The organism is Halorussus marinus (assembly GCF_004521895.1).
Lineage (GTDB): Archaea > Halobacteriota > Halobacteria > Halobacteriales > Haladaptataceae > Halorussus > Halorussus marinus.
Genome location: NZ_SBIR01000001.1, coordinates 208,751 through 230,728, shown reverse-complemented (window position 1 = coordinate 230,728; position 21,978 = coordinate 208,751). Strand labels below are relative to the sequence as shown.

12 protein-coding genes are annotated in these 21,978 nt (G+C 56.8%); 3 read left to right on the top strand and 9 right to left on the bottom strand.

The genetic code is table 11. The annotated features are described in order from the left end of the window. Positions 1–165: 165 nt before the first annotated feature. From EPL04_RS01040 to EPL04_RS01010, 8 genes are all read right to left on the bottom strand, one after another. Positions 166–2,142, bottom strand: a complete 1,977-nt coding sequence (locus EPL04_RS01040) for a hypothetical protein (protein WP_134668603.1) — start codon at positions 2,140–2,142, stop codon at positions 166–168. After that, on the bottom strand, positions 2,135–5,056 hold the full coding sequence (locus tag EPL04_RS19120) for a helicase-related protein (RefSeq protein WP_245154509.1): 2,922 nt from the start codon (positions 5,054–5,056) through the stop codon (positions 2,135–2,137). Before EPL04_RS19120 ends, EPL04_RS01040 begins: the two co-directional genes overlap by 8 nt. A 189-nt stretch (positions 5,057–5,245) precedes the next feature. Beyond that, complete coding sequence (locus EPL04_RS19115; protein ID WP_245154508.1) at positions 5,246–7,585, bottom strand: DEAD/DEAH box helicase; 2,340 nt, start codon at positions 7,583–7,585, stop codon at positions 5,246–5,248. A gap of 26 nt (positions 7,586–7,611) precedes the next feature. After that, on the bottom strand, positions 7,612–13,140 hold the full coding sequence (locus tag EPL04_RS01030; protein WP_134668601.1) for a DEAD/DEAH box helicase: 5,529 nt from the start codon (positions 13,138–13,140) through the stop codon (positions 7,612–7,614). Between the two features lie 2 nt (positions 13,141–13,142). Further along, positions 13,143–13,979 (bottom strand): hypothetical protein, encoded by an 837-nt coding sequence (locus tag EPL04_RS01025; protein ID WP_089787276.1) that lies wholly within the window; start codon positions 13,977–13,979, stop codon positions 13,143–13,145. 1 nt (position 13,980) lies between these two features. Next, the gene (locus EPL04_RS01020; RefSeq protein WP_134668599.1) at positions 13,981–17,058 is read right to left on the bottom strand and encodes a hypothetical protein; all 3,078 of its coding nucleotides are present in this window, start codon (positions 17,056–17,058) and stop codon (positions 13,981–13,983) included. Then, positions 17,055–17,984: a hypothetical protein gene (locus tag EPL04_RS01015; RefSeq protein ID WP_134668597.1), complete on the bottom strand. Its 930-nt coding sequence runs from the start codon at positions 17,982–17,984 to the stop codon at positions 17,055–17,057. The genes EPL04_RS01020 and EPL04_RS01015 overlap by 4 nt, the downstream gene beginning before the upstream one ends. Continuing rightward, positions 17,981–18,847: a hypothetical protein gene (locus EPL04_RS01010; RefSeq protein WP_134668595.1), complete on the bottom strand. Its 867-nt coding sequence runs from the start codon at positions 18,845–18,847 to the stop codon at positions 17,981–17,983. The genes EPL04_RS01015 and EPL04_RS01010 overlap by 4 nt, the downstream gene beginning before the upstream one ends. Positions 18,848–19,284: 437 nt before the next feature. Between EPL04_RS01010 and csa3 the strand changes: the two genes are divergently transcribed. Further along, positions 19,285–19,938, top strand: a complete 654-nt coding sequence (gene csa3 / locus EPL04_RS01005; RefSeq protein ID WP_134668593.1) for a CRISPR-associated CARF protein Csa3 — start codon at positions 19,285–19,287, stop codon at positions 19,936–19,938. A 2-nt stretch (positions 19,939–19,940) separates the two neighbouring features. On the opposite strand, the gene EPL04_RS01000 is transcribed toward csa3, so the two are convergent. Beyond that, positions 19,941–20,534: a winged-helix domain-containing protein gene (locus EPL04_RS01000; protein WP_245154506.1), complete on the bottom strand. Its 594-nt coding sequence runs from the start codon at positions 20,532–20,534 to the stop codon at positions 19,941–19,943. 529 nt (positions 20,535–21,063) lie between these two features. Here EPL04_RS01000 and EPL04_RS00995 point away from each other — a divergent pair. Both EPL04_RS00995 and EPL04_RS00990 read left to right on the top strand, forming a co-directional pair. Continuing rightward, positions 21,064–21,522, top strand: a complete 459-nt coding sequence (locus EPL04_RS00995; protein ID WP_134668591.1) for a hypothetical protein — start codon at positions 21,064–21,066, stop codon at positions 21,520–21,522. Continuing rightward, positions 21,512–21,973 (top strand): hypothetical protein, encoded by a 462-nt coding sequence (locus EPL04_RS00990; protein ID WP_134668589.1) that lies wholly within the window; start codon positions 21,512–21,514, stop codon positions 21,971–21,973. The genes EPL04_RS00995 and EPL04_RS00990 overlap by 11 nt, the downstream gene beginning before the upstream one ends. Positions 21,974–21,978 lie beyond the last annotated feature (5 nt).

The window sequence follows — 21,978 nt, the reverse complement described above, 5'->3', positions numbered from 1 at the left end:
AGTCCGTAAGAACCCATGCCTATGAGCCATTAAGGCGACGAACCGAGTGAACCAACTTGAGAAGAACTTCAGCCGCCAGTTGGGCTATCTACATATTCGCACTACCTGTATACTAACGTATGTTTCTGAAGCAGAGATCCAAATGCGCTTGTTAGGCAGGACAAGCTAGCTATAGTACGTTGGTACTAGCTGGTGATCGGGAATCTCTTGCAAGCGCTCAATCGATAATTCGTCAGCCGCCGAGATGTCCCATACGATGTCGAAGAATTCGATTGCGGCATCGACAAACTGCGTCCGTTCAGTGTAGATCCCACATTCGGGGTTCCAGTCGTAACTGTTCTCCATGAAGTTCGCAGACCCGAGAAGTGCTGCCCCTTCCTCCGGTGCACCGACCGTCTGGAGTTTGCCATGAATCCCGATTTCATTGAGATCGCGGAAGTCCATATCGGGCGTCACACGCTTGTGTTGCTTGAACCGCGAATAGGTACGCACCGTCACTCGATCACGATGTTCTTTGATCTCGCTCAGCAGGTTTCGTTGAAGCCGCCGCCACTCCCAGGATTCCTTCGTATGGCGAGTGAGCAAACGCAGCTCGTAGCCATGTTCGAGAAGACGACGAATCTGGGCCACGTACTCGTTGAACGTGTCGTCGTCGAACGGTGTCATGATGCGCAAAACCTTGTCCTCTATGTCGCGCTCGAGGCCGAGGCTGAACAAGCGGTCGGTCATTGCAGTGTACGGTTTCAGTCCCGACGAGCGCCTCTCATGCCAGCGGCGGAGACGTGCCCGTTCTCTACCGAGTCCACGTGAATCTCCGACGTAGGCGTCCATCTTTTGCTCTCCGAGAGCGTCCGGATCGACGAGCGTGTAGGTGAAGTAGGTCGGCGCGATCGCCCCGCTGTCGATCGACTCGTAGTCCTGAACCACCATCGACTCGGTCGCGACGGGGTCCGGTGGGAGTGACACCGTCTCTTGAGAGAGGGTGTCAATGCGACTCTGAATGTCCGAACAGCGTTCCACGAGGTGTTTCGTATATTCGTCTCGTACAGCCTCGACATCGACAGCTTCTGGCACGGTCTCAAATTCGACGAGGCCATCGCTGACCTCACACTCGACTCCCGGAACTGATGAAAGTGCTTGGTAGAGAGAGTACGGCGTTACGCTCGGCCACCGCTCAGTAACGAAGTGCACGTCGAACGTCGCCAGAACGGGGTATGCCGCAACAGTGGCGACGACTTTGAGAGCTGCCTCCCGTTCATCAGCGCTAAGATCCGCATCTTCCGATACATCGTCGAGTCCGACCGACTGGTCCGTGTTGACCCTCTCTAAGTCGGCCTCAGTTGATGGCACCAGCAGTGATCGCACTTGGTCGAATTCGTCCTCGTATTCCTGCCGCTGGTTACGGACTGCGTCTTCGACTTCCGTTTCATCGACTGTGATCGCTTGCGTACTGGCGAGGTTTGCTACCTCGGCCATCTCCAGTTCCCCCTTCGTCGGAGTTGTTCCAATTAATCGCTGTACGAGGTCTTCTAGACAGGCTGCGTCCGCAGATTCGACGACGCGAGAGAGGATGTCGCGATAGGCTTCTGCAACAACTGTCTCGGTAGACATTGTCTGCTGGGCCGACAGCGAACTGTCGATCCGTTCTCGATTGAGGTCGACGCTGTCGGGATAGATAGTCATGAACCCGAGCGACCCTAAGAGGGGAGCAAGAACGGTTTCATCCCACTCGTCGGCGAGCAGGCTGTCGAGTTCGCGTCTCGGGACGTTATCCTCCTCGATCTCGTTGCACGAGCGAAGCACCATCTCAGCTGGCTGAAGCCGAGCGACAGTAGCTGTTCGGATGAACGGCTGTGGCTCGTCCGAGATTAGCACTACCATTCCCAGTAGCGAAATGGTGCCGTTGTCGACGAGACCGAGTTCGTCGAGCAGCCACTCGTGTATCGAGACGACGGGATCGCGGCCTCGTTCGTCATTCGTTCTGATAATTTCAGTCCGAACATGCGGTTCGAGGCGTTCCTGTATCGACTCCCCAGTTGCTTTTGCAGCGAGTGCAGAGTACACGCTCTCCGCTGAAAGCGCCCAGAGGCGCTCAGGCGACTGCGTTCGGAGTTCGCTCGCGGCGTTGAGTGGCTTACTCATCTTTCCTCGATTCGAGGTGAAGGTCGTGAGACAGCAGGTCTAGCAGTTCGTCCTTTGCAAACGATTCGGGGTCGTTCTGCTCTACACACCCATACTGGTAGAGGCAGAACGGACATCCATTCTCGCAGTTACACTTCGACTCGTCCGGTGAAAACGCCTCACGCATGAGTTCGACGGCGCGTTCGAATTTCTCTCCGTCATCTTGAGTTAGCAGCACGGTGATGCCGCTTCCGCCTTCGTCGGAATCGTAGACTAGTGTTCCTTCGTCCTCGATGGATTCTGGAACCTGCCTGACGCTAACGCCGCCGATGTACTGGAGTGCGACTCGGAGGCCGTGAGCGAAGCCGTGTTCGAGTTCTTCGCTGTCGAAGCGTACCCGGGCCGCCTTCGTAGAGAACTTCGTTGCGGGCCGGACAGCCTCGCTCTCATCGACGGGATGTTCGACGTTGTTCGTACAGTATGCCGAGTCTCCGGTTTTCGCGATTGCTCCGTTACATCCGTCGACACCACACATCTCAAACACGTTCGGTAACGGGTCTGCTCCACCGTCCTTGTAGGTCGCCCAGTATTTGCTCGTCGAAGCGAGTAGCGTGACGTCTCCGTACTCGAACTGTCCGTGGACGGTCCCGTTTTCGTCGACGATGTCCCGGGAGAACGTCGCCTCGAACGAATCGCCGGCATCGGTTTCGACGGGAGCGTACGTGCTCTGGGGTTCCGTATCGTTCTGGTAGACCGTCGAGGGTTGAAGTTGCTGGGTACTCGGCGTCGAACTGAGCGGGAGATCGTGCTGGTACGCAATCACTCTTTCCGGGACCTGAGTGACGAGCGGCTTCAGTCGCGTCCCGCACGACTCGCAGTTGGAAGTGTCGCTATCGTACTCGGAAGCACACGTCGGACAAATAGCCGCATCTTCGAGGTCGTCAGTGATGCGTGCGGATTCCAGCGGCTCCCAGTACACCTGTGTCACGACGTAGGTCTCGCTGTCGTAGAGATACGCAGCGCCAGGATGGAGTTCAGAGAGAGCGATGCGGCGCTCGCGTGACCCGTCGCTGACGTGCTCGAAGTCTTCACCGACGAGTTGGTAATCGACCGAGCTACCAACCGACCGCAATCCGAACGCAGCAGGACTCTCCCGGTTCAGATAGCTACCGAAGTCCATGTCCTCAAGTCGGTCGAGATAGTCGTTCAGTTGGTCGAGTTGACGCTCGACCTGCTCTCGCTGTTCTCGTAGGCGGCGCTTTTCGTCGCGGTCGCGAGTATTCCGTTCTTCTCGCCGTAGATCGCTTACTTCCTCGTCAAGTTCATCGATGTCGTCGTAGATGTCGTCTTGCTGGTCGCGATAGAGATCGACGATAGTCTCCTCGAAGCTCTGTTTGTCCTCGGTTCCGGCGAGGATCCCTTCGACGATGTCCCCATGCTTATCGAGAACCGACTCGACGACACCGTCACAGTCGTTACGCTGACACTCCCCGCCGTAGCCAGCGGCGTGCTTTCGGCCACACGCTGAACAAACGCTGAACGACAGGAGGTCCTCCAACCACTGCTCGATTTCGTCCCGGTTCTCGTCGAGGAGCCTCCGAAGTGCTTCAAGCGGAGCATCATCGTTCCAACTCTGGACTTGGAAGTTCGTGGACGAAAGCACCCCGGTGAACGTCATCACATCGTTCGGTCGGGGCTCCGTTCGCGGTACTGGCTCGTTGCCACAGGCGATGAGGTCTTCGAGACCGCTCTGTTCGCGGCGCCATGGGACCCATCGGGTCGTCGCAGCCCAGTCGAGGACGGCCCACGAAAGCGACTGGTGGAGCACTTCGTGGTTCACCTCGTTGAGCGGAACCTGCTGGGGGTCGGCCGCGATGAGTTCCTCTGGGTGTTCGTGGTAGTAGTAATCGATGGGGTTCCGCTGGCTGACCGAGTGAATGAGGGAATTGCCCGAAGCCCGACCCGCACGTCCGATTCGCTGAAGATACGAGTTGGCGTTCGGCGGGGTCCCGTACAGGAGGAGCGTGTTGAGGTCGCCGATGTCGACACCTAACTCCATCGCCGGCCCAGACGAGAGGAAGTGTGGATACCGCCCCTGTCGGAACTGGTACTCCAGTTTTCGCCGCTCGTCGCGATCGGTCTCACCGTAGTATGCCCGCGCGAGCAACATCATCGGGTCGGACGTCGAAACCTGTTGAGCAGTCAGGGAGTAGTGGGAGTGAGAGAACTCCGACCGGTCCTCTATCGTCGTTCCGAACTCGATGACATCATCCGGTGCGAGCCCTAGAGTGACTTCGAGCGAGGTCGCGTATTCCTCTTGGCTCGGACTGTAGTTCGTCGGCGTCATGTTGTCGACGACCGCACATTCGACCGCATCTTCGTCGACCATGACGAACCGACTCCCCTCCTCTTCGACGCGACGTAGAATACCGCGATCGACGAGGGAGTCGAGATGGTCGTGTCCGTTCTCGAGCTCGTCCACCAGATTCGGCTCATAATGGTGGTTCTGACCGATTGCCTCTACGAGTAACTCACGCTCGCCCTCGCTGAGCTCGTCAAGTCCGGCGTCCAGCCGAACGTCGACCAGCCCCTCGTCGCTAAGCTGGCTACTGCGGTAACGCTGACTGTACTTACCTTCAAAGACGCGAGATAGCAATTCTTCTGTCAGGTATTCGTCGACCGACTGGTCGTAGCCGGTCAGATGTTCGTACATCTGCGGGGCGTTACCGTCCTTACCGACTAATTGCCCTTCGTACTGGTGTGCATCGTCTACTCCGCACTCCACGACGTCGGACAGTGTTGCCCAACCCGATTCGTCAGCCTCCGAGCTGACGCTATCTACGAACAACTGGTCGAAGAAGAACGACTCTTCGGGTTCGCGGAAGTTCCGCTCGAGTTCCTTCATGTCGGACTGGCTGTCCGCGAACGAGAGCATCTTCGATTCTCCGAAGGTACTGGGATCGTCACGATCTGCCAGTGAACGCAACAAATAGCGCCCGCTCGTCACAGCAGCATTGGCCGGACCACGGAGCATCGAGTCGTATCGCCGGTTCTTCGCGTAGGTTTCTCGCCGATCTTCGTGGTAACACGGCAGTCCGCCGGAGAAGTTACTCGCTTCCCTGATTCATCCGTTATCGTCTACCATCCGAAAGTTCCCGTAGCCCTTCGCCCGGCGGCTAATCTCGGGATCGTCGCAGTTGCAGTTGTGTGGACCGTTAGGAAGGAACTCGTGCCCGCAGGACTGACACTCGTCGACCATGTTGATGTCGAACAGCGCGGATCGAACGAGTTTCCGTTTATTGCAACTGCACGACGCGGGTGGATTACCGAAATACACTTCGTCGCACCCGGGGTCGCTGCACGTCCATCCGAGGAACCGTTTGGGCGTGAGTTCGCCGTCACAGTCGTCCGTAGTGCACTCCTGACCCTCCGGATCTTCATAGACTTCTCCACACTCGGTGCAATACTGAACATCTTCGTCTGCAAGCGGCTCTAACGCAGTGGAACGGCAGGAATGACATTCGGGTTCCCGTGCTTCCTCGACCGTGAGTTCGCCGTCACAGTCTGGGTTGGTGCAAACGTGCTTCTCCATCGAATCGTCGAGGACCATCGAGGCGTCGCAGTCGGGACAGTCATGCTGATGGTCAATCTTCTGACGCTCGCCACAGTCCGTACACTCGTAGTACGGTCGCCAGTAAACTCGAACCATCTCCGGTGTTTCGCCGTCGATGGTCTCACACTGACATTCTCTCCGTTGGAAATACTCGAAACGGCCTTCTTCCGACGTGACGGTATGAGGTGCGAGGCGCTCACAGTTTGGACAGAACCACGATTCAAGCGACTCTTCACCACACTCGTTACACAACGAGAGTTTCGTCACGAAGTGGTGGTCGCACTCAGTACAGGACGACTGCGGGGTGTCGTAGACTGTCCCACAGTTAATACACGTGTAGTAACCGTCGAGCGGCCAGCTGAACAAGTGGGCGCGGCGCTCGAGAATACCCGACACCTCGCCGATAGTCATGAAGTTCGCTACGACTGTCTCCGCCTGGGACTCAGAAAGCCCAGCCTCGTCGATCAGGCGGCCCCGAAGACCGACTGGCCGAAGTGGGGTCTCACGGAGCGCCGCGTAGATCCCGCGGACGAACTCAAGGGGCCCACCTTCGTCCTCGACTAAATGTTCGTAGAGCGCATCATCAACGTCCTCACTACCATCCTTTACGGCAGCGGCGTCAAGTGCTTGCCTCGCGGCATCGGTGTCCCCGGCACGTAACTCCTCTTCGCTCATTTCTGCCGAAACAAATTCGTCGGGGATGTCGACGGGGAACGGTGCGTCGAGGGTACGCTCGTCTTCTTCGACAACTTCGATGTCAGGGTCGACGAACGGATTGATGCGCTGGAAGACCGTCCGTTTGTTCTCCACGGTCGCCGACGCACCGACGATGGTGAGATCGTCGTCTGCCTCACTCTCGTACCCGTTGAGTTCCTGCCGCTCTCGAATATACCGGCGCATGAGCGTCGACGTGAACGAACCGAAGAGTTCGGAATACTCGTGGATCTCATCAAACACGAAGTATTTCGGCTCGGCGACGAAGCGCTGCTGTTCCTCGTCACCGTTGACGTTGAAGAGCCTGTAGTTGATCGTGTCTGGGTTCGTCAACAGGATGTCCGCTGGCGATTCGACGATGGCGTCACGAGTGACCTTGATGAAATCGAACGTGAGGTCGTCCTCGTGTTCCACCATCGGTTCGACGACGAACGAGTCGTCGTCACGCTGCCTAACCGTCAGCGACGAATCACACTCGTCGCACGGGCAGTCGAAGTATTGGAACGTGGTCTGGAGGTACGCGAGTTCGTCGGGGTCGCGACGCTTAGTGTCACCGTCGTAGATACCAACGGTCACTTGCTCGTCCGACGATCGATCTCGATTGAGCGTGAAGAGGTAGTCGATCAATCGCTTCAACTGGTCCTGTGCGAGTGCTTTTGTCGGGTATGTGAGGACGCACTTGACGCTGTCTGGTGGATGGTCGCCGTGCTGACCCGCTTTTGCCTCAGTAATGAACTGAAGGATAGGGATGAGCCATCCCTCGGTCTTTCCCCGACCCGTACTTGCGGTCAGGAGCGTGTGGTGGTCCTCGAGAACCGATTCGACCGCTGACTCCTGAAATTCATACAGGGATCGGAACCCGGCCTCAGAGAACGTTTCGGTGACATCGTCGTGGAGGCCTTGGTTACTGGCGAACGTCTCCCAAGAGGTGTCGCTCATCCGTGGAAGGTCCAGCACCTGGAGGAAGGGGCCTTTCGTCCGGATGAACTCAGGAAGGTCCTCCTCCAGTGACTCGCCAGACCCGTCGTGGTACCGCGAGACGAGGTTCTTGACGGCTCGCTGTGGTTGGGAGCCGGCGTAGTGTTCAGCGTACGATTCGCGCATCGAGTTCGCGAGTTCGAGTGGGTCGAAATCCATCGGTGGCAATTTGTGTGGGATGTTGGTCAGTCGGTGAGCTGTTCGTCGATTTCGTGGTTCGTGATCGGCTGAATGATCACGCTACCGTTGGCGAGGATGTCTCGAAGACGTTCTCGGTCGAACGACCGCTGGTCGTTCCTGACGTCACAGCCGTATTGGTAGAGACAGGACGGACACCCGTTCTCGCAGTCACAGTCGAACTGATCGCGCATAAGCCCGACTGCACGGTGGAACGCCCGGAACTCTCCGTCCGTCCGTTCGAAGAGGAGTCGCGCGACGTCGGACCCGCCCTCTTGAGACTCGAAGACGTCTACGTGATCCTCGCCGACATATTCGGCGAGGTCACGAATGTTGACGCCGCCGAGGTATTGCAGCGCGACTCGGAGGCCGTGAGCCAACGTGTGCGACAGGTCGCGGTCGTTGAGGTCAACTCGGACACCCTGAGTGTCGTACTGGTATCCAAGGCGAATGAACTCGGAGTCAGCACCGCGGCCGTTAGGGAAGTGGTCAGGGTCGGCGCTGCACCGACGCTCGTCGTCATCGTCACGATAGATGACGCCTGGACAGTTCTCTTCACCGCATACCTCGAAGGCTGTCGGCCTCGGATCGACCTCACCGGACTTGTACTTCGTCTTGTAGCTCTTCGTGTGCAGCAGAACCGAGTAATCGCCGTACTCGATCGTCCCGAGAGGATCGCCATCGGCATCCTGAAGTTCGAACGTCCGTTCAGAGTCGAACTCGAGTATCGACGTCTCCCGCTCGGCGTACGTGTTCTGGATCGGTTTGTTCGGTTCGTCGTGGAGGTAGCGCGCTTCGTCACCTTCTGCGGTCAGTTTGAGGTTGTCGTGGTAGGCATCGACCGAATCGAGTACCGCCAGTCGGCGTCGCTTGAGCGGTACATCGTTATCGTAATCACACCCGTCAGCGTCGAGGTCGTGCGAGGTGTGGCACGCCGGGCAGACGAGTTCCTCGGCCAGGTGATCTCCGTCGACGGCTTCGCTCACGGTATCCCGGAGGTCCGAGCTAGCCTTGTCGTCGAGTCGGACGCGCGAGACGGTGTACGTCTCCCCGCCGTCAAGGTAGGCGGCACCGGGGTGGAGTTCTGAGAGCGCCATCTGCATCGCGCGTCCGCTCCCCTGATCGCCGACGTTCCGTCGGTTGTACCCTTCGTCGACCAGGGACAGACCGGCCGTCGTGGCGACGCTCCGCATCGAGAAGTCATATTTGCTTTCACGGGACTCTCTGAGGAAGTCGAAGTAGCTCGCGCCGCCCAGATCAGAGAGGTAGTCCTCGAGAACCTCGATGCGGTCCTTGAGGCCCCGTCGTTCGCGCATGATGCGTGCCCGTTCGTCTGACCCGGCCCGCTGCTGGTCACGACGCAACCGAGAGTTACGTCGTTTCAGGTCGGACAACTCACTTTCCAGCCCCTGTTTGTACTCGCGGTATCCAGTGATGTAGCGCTCGTCAAAGTTTGCGAGAACGTCGTCGACAAGGTGGCCGAACTCGCTCTGAGCGTGCAGGATTTCTCCCTCACAGTCACTGTCGGTACACGTTTCGCGGTCGTCGTCAGTAGCATACCGTCGCTCACATTCTTCGCAGTAGCGGTAGTCGAGGAGAGATTCAAGGTAGTCGGCGATGTCTCGTTCATAGTCGTCGACGACTTCGCCGAGTACGTCGAGTTTTGAGTCGTCGCTACCGAGCGACAGCGTGTCGGCACCGAGGGACATCACGTGGGTCAGTTTACTGGCATCGTCACGTTCGCTCTCGTCGAGCATGCTCCGACGGTGATAGGTATCTCCACCATCGATCGACCGCGCGCGACCGTGTCGACTGACGTCCCACGGAATAGTGAAGTTAGCCGCCACGTAGTCGAAGATTCCCCACGACAGCGAAACGCGTAGGACCTCCTCGTTGTGTTCGTTGAGCGGTACTGGAGTCGGGTCGGTGTCGATGAGTTCGTCCGGGTGGTCGTAGTAGTAGTAGTCGATCGGGTTGCGCTGACTGACCGAGTGGACCATCGAAGAATGGGAGCTACGCCCTGCACGCCCGACCCGCTGGAGGTACGCGTTCATGTTCGGCGGCGTCCCATACAGCAGGAGTGCGTCGAGGTCGCCGATGTCGACCCCGAGTTCCATCGTCGGTCCCGAAGAGAGGTGGTGGGGGTAGTTCTCCTCGCGGAAGAGGTACTCTAACTCCCGACGCTTGCGCTTATTCGTCGCCCCGAGATACTCCTCAGAGATGAGAATCCGCGTCTCTGAGTATTCGGCACGGTGGGCACGCTGTGTGAACCGGGGATGGGAGGTCGAGGCACGTTCGGCGAGCGACGTTCCGGACTGAACAGTGGACTGCGTATCCAGACCAAACTGGTGCTGGAGCGTCGTGTAGTACCGCTCAGTATCAGGGTCGAACCGAATACCATCACCGTCGCCCGCAACCGTAACAGCGAGCGCCGACGGATCGAACGAGACGTAGTCATCAGAGTGTCCGTAGGAGAGGATATTTCGGTCGACCAGTTCGTCGACGACTGCTTCGGCGGGCCTGTCGGGACTCGGATGGTCGAAGTTTGCGACACGATAGTCATTGCCCTCGTCGGCGAGTTCGCGGACGATAGCGCGCTCATCACCATCGAGTTCGTCGAGACCTGGGCCAAAGCGGACATCGAGCAGTCCTTCTTCGGTGAGGGAGCCATCCCGCTCGCCCAAACGCTGGCTGTAGGTGTGTTCGAGTGCGCGTCGGGTGAGTCGATCCCGAAGCGCGTCATCGTCGTCCCAGCGCTTTCGGGGCTGATCTTTCAATCGTGACTTCAGGTCAAACTCGACACTCCTTGTGACTCGCGGCGGTTCCAGTGCATCGTTTACCTCGTCGACGATGTTCGCCGCATCCTCGAGGACTTGATTAAACGGTGTCCAGTCGTTCCCGTCATTTCGGGACGATGCACTTTCGATTAACAGTTGATCAAGAAGGGTCTCGACCTCTGGTTCCGAGAAGTCACGACTGAGCTCCTTCATGTCACGATGAGAGTCAGCGAACGACAGGAGCTTCGCCGCCTGTTGGCCCTCCTTGTCGGCGACGCGGCGCAACATGTACTGCGAGGTGGTCACCGCGAGGTTGCTCGGACCTCGCATCAGTTCGTCGAACCGGCGGTCAATCTCGTACCGGGCATACGGATGCGGGCACGGGACAGCCGACGGCTGCGAACTCATCGTGTGAATCCACCCCCTGGTGTCGATCGTCTTGTAGGCCTGATGGTGACCGGTCCGCGGATGGATGTCCGGATCGTCACAGTTGCAACCCTCGTCGCCGAGGAATGCCGTCTCACACGAACGACAGTGTTGGTCGTCGTGAATCTCGAAGAGTCCGCGCTTTACGAACGACGATGAGCCACAGTCGCATTGATTGGGGGAATCATCGAAGAGGACCCGACTACAATCGTCGCTCCCACAGACCCAGGGAAGAAACCTCGTCGAGGTGAGTGAGGAACCACAGTCGACACACTGGTCAGGGGCCTGCTCGGGGTCTTCGTAAGTTGCGCCACATTCTGGACAATCGAACCGACTCGCAACAGTAGCTAGTCCGAAGTCGGTCCCGTCACAGCTGTCGCAGACTCGTTCAATCTCGTGAGCCGACTCACACTTCGGATTAACGCAGGTGAACGTCTCATCGTCGGTCCTGACGGTCTTGGAACCACACTCGGGACAGTCACGGGTCGTCGTTCGCTCGGTTCGGTGTCCACAGTCGAGGCACTCGAGGAACGGCTGGAACGTCGTACGAACCATCTGGACGACATCGTCGCGCGCTTCCTCACATCGGCGGCAGACGTGTTCCTCGTCTTGGTCGATCGTCCCGTGTTCGGTCGGCGTGTACGGCTCTAGTTGGTCGCAGCCTGGACAGTACCATCCGACAAGGTGTTCGTCGCTACAGTGTCGGCAGTAGGTAGAGCGCGTGACGAAGTCGAATCCACACTCGTTACAGTCGTCCTGTGGGGAGCGGTATGTTGCGTCACACGATGGACACGTATAGAAGCCGTCGATCGGCCAAGAGAACACGTGACTTCGGTTCTCCAGCATACCGGAAAACTCACCGAGGGTCCGGACGTTCGACACCAGTTTCGATGCTTCATCGGTGTCGAGATTCAGCGTCGTCGCTAACTCGTCGTGTAGCTGGGACCGTGTGAGCGGCTCGTCGTACAGCAACTGGTGGACGTAGCGAACGACCTGTGCGCCGAGGTCATCCTCGACCTCGGTGAGATGGTCGAAGAGAGCGTCACTCACTAGCGTCTCCCGACGGTCACGGTCGTAACTCGATGCATCCTCCAGCGTGTAGTCGAACGCATCGAGGCCCGGAACAACGTCGTCCGGCGCGGCCGTCGCACGCAGAATGCGGTCGACGGACAGACTGTTCGACGTTAGCTCTTCCGGAATCTCGTCCGGAGCGTCCCCATCGAGGTTGCGTGGTGACTCACTCACCTGTTTGACGTCGACGGCACCGCTAACCTTCTGGAACAACTCGACGTCGTTCTCGACGGTCGCACTGCTCGCGACGAGTTGTAAGTCGTCGAGGCCGCGTTCCTCGCGGAGCGACTGGATTCGCTTCATCAGCGTCGACGTGTAGCTCCCGAACAGGCCGTCGTAGGTGTGGACCTCGTCGAAGACGAGGAACTCGGGTTCGTAGACGAACCGCTCGTGTTCGTCTTCGGCGTTAGTGTTGATGAGTCGGTAGTTGATCGTGTCCGGGTTGGTGAGCAGGATGTCAACGCCGTTCTCGAGGATGTCGTTCTTCGTTAGCCGCAGGAAATCGAGCGGAACGTCGTGCGGATCATCGTCTTCACAGTGCGCTTTCTCTGGGATGAGTTTGAACCGAGCGCCGGTGTTTCGGATCCGAACACCACCACCGCAGTCTTGGCATTTGTCGAGTTCGTCATTGTACCCAGGGCACTCGAAGTGACGGAAGGTCGCATTGAGGTACCCTTCGGAGCCTGATTCGCCGACATTCCGCGGGGTATCACCGTCGTAAATACCGACGGTAATCTGTTGTTCCGACCGTAGGTGGTTGTTGATGAGGTAGAGGTACTGGAGGAGGCGCTTCAACTGGTCCTGTGCGAGCGCCTTCGTCGGATAGATGAGCGTGGCCTTGACGCTCGTATCGTCACCCCCGTCACCATGCCGTTTGTCTTCGAGGATGCGGTTGAGGATGGGAATGAGCCACGCTTCAGTTTTTCCTCGTCCCGTCGCGGCAGTAATGACGGTATCATCTCCCTCAAGAATGGCCTCGATACTACGCTCCTGGAAGTCGTAGAGTCGTTCGAAGCCGATCTTCGAGAAAGCCCGGCGGATATGCGGCTCGAGACGTGCCGACCTGGCGAACGCGTCCCACGAACGGCCGCTCCAGTTCGGGATGTCGAGTGCCTGAAGGTAGGGGCCGCGCATCCCCGTGATGTCGTCCTCGCCGTCCGCCAGGCGATTAGCGACGCTACGCGCAGCCCGTCCACCACGACCGATAAAGTAGTCGTGGTATGCGGCTTGCATTTGTTCCGCGCTGGCGACGGGGTCATTCATCGTTACAGGTTAAGCTCCACCGCCGATTCCAGTTCATCCACGCGTTTCATCTCCTCGAGCGAGTCGAGCGAGACATCAGCCAACGTAAGCTGTTGGGACTTACTGAGCGTCTTTACGTCCTCGATCGTGGAGTCTGAGAGGTCGTGTTTCTCTTGAAAGTCGTCGAAGCTCTGGAGCGATTGATGTTTCTCCCAGTCGCTGGTGGCGTTATCCCACTTTGATACGAAGCTCGTGGCGCTTCCGCTCGAGTCCATCAACTCTCGCGTCAGCAACGTGTGCATGTGGTTGAGTGTACGCGCGAAGTCCGAGTCCTGCCCACCGAGGATCTTCTGGAGTTCTTCCGCTGCCGCGACCTTTGTACTCCAATCGTTGCGCTTGCTGTCGAGTTGACTCTCAATGGTCTCGGTGACGTTCTTTACCTGCTTCTTCGCCGAGCGAATCTGCTCGATATGGGTCTCGACGTCCGGTGTCAGCTGGACTTCGAGGTCGCTCTGACCGTCTGCGCCAAGATCGTCGAGTTCCGCGTCTCCCTCGCCCATATCGTCGCTCTGGACGTTCTCGAGTAGATCCTCTTGAGTCACCTCGACCGCTTTCTCTGCCACCTGAACCGCACTACTGGTCATCGATGGCGCGGAACCGTCGAAGGCCTCCTCAAGCACTTTCTTGTAGTATTTCAGGTCTCGAAGGCGCTCGGCGAGGTCGTCGAGTTCGTCGTTCACCTCGCTGATGTTGTGCCGCGCGACTGAGACGTGATACTGCGTGTTCTGTGCCTGCTTGTGTTCTCGAGCCTTGTCTTCGAGAGCGTCAACGGCCGTCGGTAGTGATTTCGATTCGCTCATTTTACAGATCCTCCGTCAGAGAGACGATCGACTGGCGCTTCTGCTCGTAGTTACTGTACTCGCTGAGTTGCTTGATGCGATGTTCGAGATCGGCCCCGGTAGCGTGTTCCTGGTCTTGGAGATCGCTGATCAGCGAGTCGAACGCCTCGTATATCTCCCACGCTGCTTGTTCGTCTTGGCTCCGGGCGAAGTCGTGAAGTCGAGCGATGAACGTCACACCGGTTGCGTCACCCATGTTACGGAACTGCTCGACGTCATCACGGAAGGCCGTGAGCTTCACTTCCTCCGGCGATTCGGTGAGCAGTTCGTAGGCGTCCTCGTAACTCGACTTGATCGGAACGTCCATCGCACCTGCGCACTGATACAACGTCTCGAACCACTCTGCGAGCTGGTCGACCGTATGGCCGCTGTCGTACCACCGTTCAACGGGTTCAAGCGCGTCCTGGATGTGTGATGCGTCGTCGTCGACCGTGAGCCGCTGGAGTTCTGCTGCGTAATCCGAAATCCGATCGAAAAGACTCGATACCTTGGTATTGGCGTTATTTCGCGTCGTTCCGACCTTGTACGCGTCAGCGAGTTCGTCGGTATCGATGACCATCGCAGCGTCGACGTGTGCCTCGAGGTCTTCGGCAACCTCCCTACGTGCTTCAGACAGGCGCTCGTAGTCTACGACGTTCGATTTGAGGAGGAAGAACCCCTCGATGAGGTCACTAATATCCCCCGACGACACGGTGAGGTCGGTGAACGCCTGTCCAAACGCGCTATCTCGATCGAAGTTTTCGACGATCGGTTTACCGTACGACTGATTGCTGTCGTACTCCTCGAAGACGATTTCTGTGGGGATCTGATCGTCGTCGACCTCAACTCCACGGGCAGCGTTGATAAGGAAGAACTGTGCGAGGACCAGCGTTTTCTCTATCGTGAGTTCCTCGGGAAGACAGTCCTCGATCTCTTCGCGCATTTCATGCTGGAACTGGGCGACGTTAGTGTCTGCCCACGCACGGAGCTGATCGAAGTTCGTCGTCGTCGGGTCGAACATATCGAACAGTCCGTACTCCAGCATCGGTGTGTAGAGATCGGCGTGTTCTGCGCCCCATTCGAGTTCGATGTCGACGCTAGCTTGGCGTTGTTGGTCCCCTTGAATGGAGACCGGAATACTGTCGCCGCGAGCGTAGTAGATCCCACCGACCGACCGCGTCGAGGAGTTCGGATTACTCAGGCGCGTAGGGTTGTGCCACCGTTCGAGAACGGCGACTGCGCCGTCGTGGAGCGTGTCCGAACTGGGATACTCTTCGCCGCTCGTGACCCAGTCCTGGAACTCCTGGAATTTGCGCTGTCGCTCGCGTTCTTCCTCGCTCAGTTCTGGTTCGTCGATGACCTCAACCTGCTCGTCTTCTGGATCCTCGTCGTCTGCTGCTTCTTCGCCGTCTTCGACCTCAGAAGAGTTGCTTTCTGTATCGTCTCCGTCGTCCTCGGTATCGACCTCGTGATCCGGTACCGGCGGGTTCTTGATCTTATCGAGTACCGCACTCCCCTTGCCCTTGTCGAACACGACGTAATCGCCTTTCACAGCGGCAGTGTCGTCGTCCGGTAGTTCGATACCGAACGTTTCGAAGATGCCGACCTTGACCCCGACGCCGTCCTCGACAGGAACTCCGTACCAGCGGCTGACGTCTTGGTAGATTTGGTCGTATTTCATGTCGATCTCGAAGGTCGGCGTGTCGACGAACGAGTTCGACTTCATCGCTTCGTAAGGTGCCCACGTCGACTTGAGACAGTGCTTTACCACTCGAAGAAGCAACAGTCGCGGCGTCTTCCGGTTGCTTCCCTCGTCGTTTAGCTGTCGATAAGCGACGTGTATGAAGCGCTCGTTAAACGGGTATAAACCGTCGAAAGCTTCTGCAACGTCCTGAGGCGCATCTGCCGCATCAGAATTCCGTTCGATGGCACCTAGATACGATCGGGCGAGGGCTACCGAAGCATCGTCGTCGAGGAAGTACGCCTCGCCGTTCTCGTCGGTCATCGTTAGGTACCCCTCGGATCGGCCTTGCATGTACGTCGCTGCGTCTTCGCGAGCGAGGGCGTCGTCGATGTTGTCCTGCTCCCAGCCGATCGTCCAACCGAGGACGATGTCGTAGCTGCTACTACTAAGTTCGAAGATGTGGTCCAGGAGTTGTTCTTTCAGGACGCTGAACGTCGTGAGGTCCTCACAGATGAGTACCGGCCGGATACCTCGCTCCTGATACATCTCCGAGTATTGCTGTAGCTGTTCCTTGAAGTCGCCCACGAGATTGCGGGAAAGGTATTCGTGAGCCTCGTTCTTCAGGACAGAGTACAGAACGTCTTTGTTCTCCGTGAGCTTCGTACTGAAGCTCAGTTGCAGGCGTAGAGTACGGAAATCTGCGCGGGTTAGCAGATTGAAGTCAGGATTCTCGTCACGAGAATCGAGAGCCTCCTGATACTCCCTGATATTCTTGGCGAAGATTTCTCGCAGGTCGCTATTATCGCCTCTGTTCTCGGTCAGCTCCTGTATCTCTTGGTCCGAAAAGTGCTCGGTTGACCAGATGCCGCGCATATACTCGACGATAGCACTCGCCGCATCGGCAGGGTCGAGATCATCGATGTTTCTGACATCGGTGTCGACATCGAGTGGCTCAGTGAGGACATCGATGATCTGATCCATTCGGGTCTGGCTACGGGAGACGTGCAGGGCGACGTAGTCTTCAACACCGTCGTCATCCTTGCCGTACCCATTTATCTGGTACTTCGTCCACTCACAGAGCTGGCTTTTCCCCGACCCTGGTTCACCACGGAGGATGAAAATACGGTTCGGGTCGTCGATATTCGAGGCAGTAATCGCGTCGAGTACGTTCTCTTGGGTGACGAAGTCGCCCGAGATACCGAGTGGGGTCAGCGTGTCTGCGTAAATACGATCGATGTCGACGTGGGTCTCTCGGAACTGTTCGGGCGTCTTCTTCTTCGTGTGGGCTTCCGATGTGATGAAGTGGTCGACTTCGTCGTCGTCCCAGTAGTGGGGCATCTCTCCGCTGGCCGGTGAATCTTCGGTTTGCTGGCTCATTGGTGAGTAAGAAGTTGGTCGAGAGGGTACTGATACGCCGTTTCGTCCGGTCGAGAATGAATCGAAACGTGCGTCACGCTTCGTCTGTTTCCGCGGACGTCATCGTCGAGGTCTGCCGGTGGCACTTCTACCTGGTTCTGCGCGTCGCCGGGTGCAGACAGGGACAGGACCCCATCTTCCTCCATGTTACGGAGGACGTCAGCGATTGCAGGGTGAAGCCGCGGCGTTCCAGTTCGTGCCTTGTAGACGGTGAACAGGTTGTCGTTGATCCAGTTGAGTGCACGTCGGAATTCACCGTTTTCAACTGTCTCTCCGTCGTAGCCTGCATCCTCTCCTGAACTAGTTGGGGCGAGTACGAGCGCGTCGTACATTATTGCCCGACAGGGGCTCAGCACGAGACCGTCCTCGGTCTCCGACACGAGACCCAGTTGCTCGCACAACGTCACCCACATGTCGATCTTCTCGTCGGTCCAACTGAAGTCGTAGTCAGTCTCGCGCTTCAGGATGGTTCGAAGGTTGTCTCGGCCAGCGTTCACCGTTCGGCTCCCCTCACTCAATAGGGAACGATGAACATCCCCAAAGTGGGACTGACGACCGTCCTGCTGATTGCAGTGGTATAGCAACCGTGCTTCGAAAGGGAGGCCCTCGAAGTGCCGCTCGTTAATGGGTTCGACCGTATCTTTGATGTCTCCGGTCGGACTCTCGACGAGGTCGACCGCATTCAGGAAACGAAGTGACCCTTCGACGTGATCGGTTTTCACCTCACCGCCGGTGGCTGGTCGACCGAATTTGCTCGTGACTTCCGAGACACTGGTGGTCCCCTGAAGTGAGCCGTAGATGTGTTTTAGTTCCGGTGCTCGTACCGAGATGAACCCGGTGAGTAGTTTGTCCGGCTTGTTGGTCGCCGGTGTGTATGTTGTACTCATATGTCCTCCTGGTGGCGATAACGATAACTGTCTAATCGATCTTCCTCGAATTCTACACGTTCGAGCATGTCGAGCATGCTGTTCGCGACTTTCTGCGTGGGCCCGCGCTCAGTCCACGAACGGAGCGCCTCTCTGATGCGCTCGGAGTAATCTTCCAGTACACGGTCTACGTCCTCTCGAATGAGGTAGTAGAGGGGTGCCCAGGCGGGACTGTCAGCCGGAATCTGCGTGTAATCGAAGAGTACCGGAATCGAGCCTGCCTCGAGACCTTCCTGTTTGTGATGCGCAGAAATCTGATGGAAGAACAGATTCTGCGTCGTTGATAGCGGTAGATCCGAATCGAGGTTGTACTGTATGTACCGCTTTAGCAGTCCTTTGTAATCGGTGACCGTGCACTCGAACTCGTCGATGAACGATTTCCCTGGTTTCTTCGTATGACGGGGCATCTTTGGTGTGCTCGTATCAGTGACGAGCACATATGGCAGACTTTCCGGGCGCTTCCGCAGCAGCCGCCGAATAACGTCTTGATCGTCGAATGTGCTGTCTTCGTCCCGTAGTTCTCCCGTCAGCATCTCTTGGCTGACGTAGTGAACTAGTGGAAACTCGACACCACCCACCCCATGCTCTCGGAGGTCCTCGTTCGGAAACAGTTCGTACTCAACGAGTCGCAACCCGTTATCGTATATCTCCGGATGTGAAACTCTATCGAGGCCGAATTCGGCGAGGAACGGCAACGACCTGAGTTGCGCACGTGCTTGCGAACCAGTCTTTGCTAGTTGCGGATCCCGAATCACGAGAAACGAATCCCGTGTTCCGATGAAGTCCGCTAATGCTGGCGTCTCTGAGTCGGGTGGATCGTGCATCGTTCTGGGTGATCGCTTGGGAGTTGGTTTCGGCGTCGGTGTGGGATGGACGCCGTCTGCACGCACCCATTGACCGTAGCTATCACTACGTCGTTCTCAGCCTTCTCAGGCCGTGAACGTAGGATGCGGACGCATAGCAGTCTGACCGGGACCCACATAAAACTGTCGGAGAGATTATAATTACACAGATGCCTCTACTCGCCCCGTCGGCGAGATGAGCGAACACTTCACACTCTCTGTCGAATCATCATATAATTATCGGCGATGAAACAGTTCGTCGTGAGTTGCGATAATGTAATGCGGCACGTCGGGAACTAAATCAAGACATCCGATATACCAGTGATTTCTGACCCCTTCTCGCCGTTTCTGTTCGAATACGGTGCGCTCTGTTGCACTATTCCGGAACAGTAACGAGGCTTCGAGCAGATACTATCGATATGCGCACATACCTCGCTCCATTGGGATTCGATAGTCGACGCGTAGTCAGACCAGTTTTGAGTGAAGGCATAGAAACAGGAGATCGAGTCGTATTACTGCAACCCGCAAGCAGTTCCGATAGAGGAGAGGATGCTTTTCAGGAAGTTCAAAATGTCCTGACACAGGTAGTCCCGGACCTAGACTTAGAAACAGAGCATCTACCGTACACAGACTTTGTCGAGACAACGTTGTACTGTGCTGATCTCATCCAAGCATCGGAAGGGGACACCATCGTTATTTTGGGTGGTGGTGCGCGAGAATTACTGTTGCCACTAACAGTCGCGACATTCACTAGTGGTGCAAATATCGACACAGTGCTCCAAGTTGGCGATATAGATAGCAGTGTCCGACGGTTACCACGCTTGAATCTTCGCGGGGAAGTTTCGGACGCCGAAGCGACTCTTCTCGCCGACCTCCACGATTTGGATGCAGTTTTATCAATAAGTGAGATAGCAGATGAACTTGATAAGTCGAAGAGTACAATCGCGCGCCATATTAATAGCCTAGAATCTGAGGGGTTCGTACACACCAGAAAGGATGGAAGGAGTAAAACTGTCGATATAACTGATAGTGGACGGGTTTTTCTTAAAACAAGAAATTCTAGTCCTATCTGATATTATCCACTCTGACGTTGGTTCGTTCCATCGTCTAAATCTACGATGCCGTATCGGTCTATCTGTCCTTCTACATCCGAGCCCAATCGGAACATTTGAAGTATATACTGACCTCCGAGCGACAACTTGAGCTGGTTCTCTGACGTTTCAGTAACGGTTCCATCCGAGATGAGATCCTCTATTCGATCCCGTATACGCTCGGGATTAGCGGAGACAACCGCAATGATTTCGTCAACTTCTGGGGGCTCGTCACTGCTATGAATCGCATCGAGAATTTCATAATCTAGTGGCTCAATCTCTGTTACTTCTACGGGTTCGTCTCCCGCTGTGGACGCCCCATATGGTGAACCAGTGAGATAGCTGATCCCTTTCCCCGTGATGCGATAATAGGACCCCTCCTCACGAACTTGTTCTACAAAGCCTGCTTCAGCTAATTTATCGATTCGTCTCTTGATCGTCGAATACGAGACGGACTTGTCGTTGAGTTCGAGGTTTAGCTCAATCCCTCGCTTATTGAGAGCAACACCGCTCTTTCCCAGCAATTCGAGGATTAGATCATCGTTTTCATTCAGCCAGTTCGGCTGGAGACGACGCATTTTCGCAATCGTACGCACGCTGCCTTTTTATTAGTGTCCCATAATGATTCGCAGTTCTGGTTATTATATTGCATTTCTCATGACCAAATAGTGGCCCACATTTATATACTGGCAACCATAATCTGGGGATGGAAACGATGCATGGAGATCATCGATGCACCCTAAATAGAGGTGACATAGGCTGTGGAAAGTGAAATCGGCTCGTCTGGGACCTGGTGCGATACGGAGGAACAGGTAGCCTGGCCAGAGTGGTCTCCCAGTAACGAGGGCACGAACAGTCCCTACGGCGATCCAGACGATTGGTCCAGAGTGCAGGCCATCGGAAACGGCTCGGACCAACGGCAAGCAACCGTAAACCGAGACCCGAACGGCGATCCCCTCGGTATCGCGATTATGCTGAGTGCTGCCGAGTTGCGTCTGCTTGGAGTCGAACTTGACGACGTCCGTGCCCTCGATTACTGGGTAGAGAACGGCCAGCTTCGATTTGCCGAAGTGAGATCGTCACGTACCGGTCCAGAACCTCGGAAGGATGTCTGAGTCGCAACCCGCTACCGCATATCCGACCGAAGAGCAGTACGATCGCTGGGCAGACCGTGCGGAAGAGTACGGGATGAGCATCAGCGAATTTATTCAAGCGATGGTGGAGGCCGGATTGAAGAAGTTCGATGCTCGCGTTGAACCGGACGAATCTCATCGTGAGCTGCGAGAGCAACGTAACGATATAAAAGACGAACTCGAACGCGCCCGAGACCGCATCGACACGCTAGAGGATCAACTCCATGGGACGGAACGCGAGACGATCCGGACCTACGTCGAGAAAAACCCTGGAGCAACATACGAGGAAGTCACGCAGCATATCATCGACACTGCTCCAGATCGTATAAACGGGCATCTGGATGCGTTGCAGGGCGACTCGATAGAGACCGTCGGTGATCGGTACTATCCTGCAACGATGAAGACACAGGAGGGGGTCGCGGATGCCGCGTGAACTCTCCGAAGATCCGAAAGACCGCCTCGGCGTCTACAAGCGACTCGAGGAGGTGCCTTCGCGGTACCGCCTGAACCAGCACGCTGCGGCATACCGCGACAAAGACATCTGGGAGTCGTTCCTCGAGGACCATCTGTTCCCGCAGTATTCGAGTAATCGGTATCGGCAGGACACTCGCCGTGCGGGACAGTTCTGGAAGGAACACATGGCCGATCGTGGTCGCCACCACGCACTCGCGACCCCTGCTGACGTCGACCAGTGGTGTAAATCACTACTGGACCGCCGGAACGTCCGGACGGTGTACAACCATTACTGGGTTCGTTTAGAGCGGTTCTACAGTTGGCTGCTCGCACGAACTGATCATCCACATGTGTACCAGCCGTTCCTGATGGCCGCAGTGGAGTACGATACCGCTAGCCGGATTTGGGACGCAAAAGTCAGTTCGAGGTAACACCC

Coding starts and splice junctions, on each gene's coding strand:
- EPL04_RS01040 (WP_134668603.1), bottom strand. CDS start 2,142: ATGAGTAAGCCACTCAACGCCGCGAGCGAACTCCGAACGCAGTCGCCT.
- EPL04_RS19120 (WP_245154509.1), bottom strand. CDS start 5,056: ATGCTCTCGTTCGCGGACAGCCAGTCCGACATGAAGGAACTCGAGCGG.
- EPL04_RS19115 (WP_245154508.1), bottom strand. CDS start 7,585: ATGGATTTCGACCCACTCGAACTCGCGAACTCGATGCGCGAATCGTAC.
- EPL04_RS01030 (WP_134668601.1), bottom strand. CDS start 13,140: ATGAATGACCCCGTCGCCAGCGCGGAACAAATGCAAGCCGCATACCAC.
- EPL04_RS01025 (WP_089787276.1), bottom strand. CDS start 13,979: ATGAGCGAATCGAAATCACTACCGACGGCCGTTGACGCTCTCGAAGAC.
- EPL04_RS01020 (WP_134668599.1), bottom strand. CDS start 17,058: ATGAGCCAGCAAACCGAAGATTCACCGGCCAGCGGAGAGATGCCCCAC.
- EPL04_RS01015 (WP_134668597.1), bottom strand. CDS start 17,984: ATGAGTACAACATACACACCGGCGACCAACAAGCCGGACAAACTACTC.
- EPL04_RS01010 (WP_134668595.1), bottom strand. CDS start 18,847: ATGCACGATCCACCCGACTCAGAGACGCCAGCATTAGCGGACTTCATC.
- csa3 (WP_134668593.1), top strand. CDS start 19,285: ATGCGCACATACCTCGCTCCATTGGGATTCGATAGTCGACGCGTAGTC.
- EPL04_RS01000 (WP_245154506.1), bottom strand. CDS start 20,534: ATGCGTCGTCTCCAGCCGAACTGGCTGAATGAAAACGATGATCTAATC.
- EPL04_RS00995 (WP_134668591.1), top strand. CDS start 21,064: ATGTCTGAGTCGCAACCCGCTACCGCATATCCGACCGAAGAGCAGTAC.
- EPL04_RS00990 (WP_134668589.1), top strand. CDS start 21,512: ATGCCGCGTGAACTCTCCGAAGATCCGAAAGACCGCCTCGGCGTCTAC.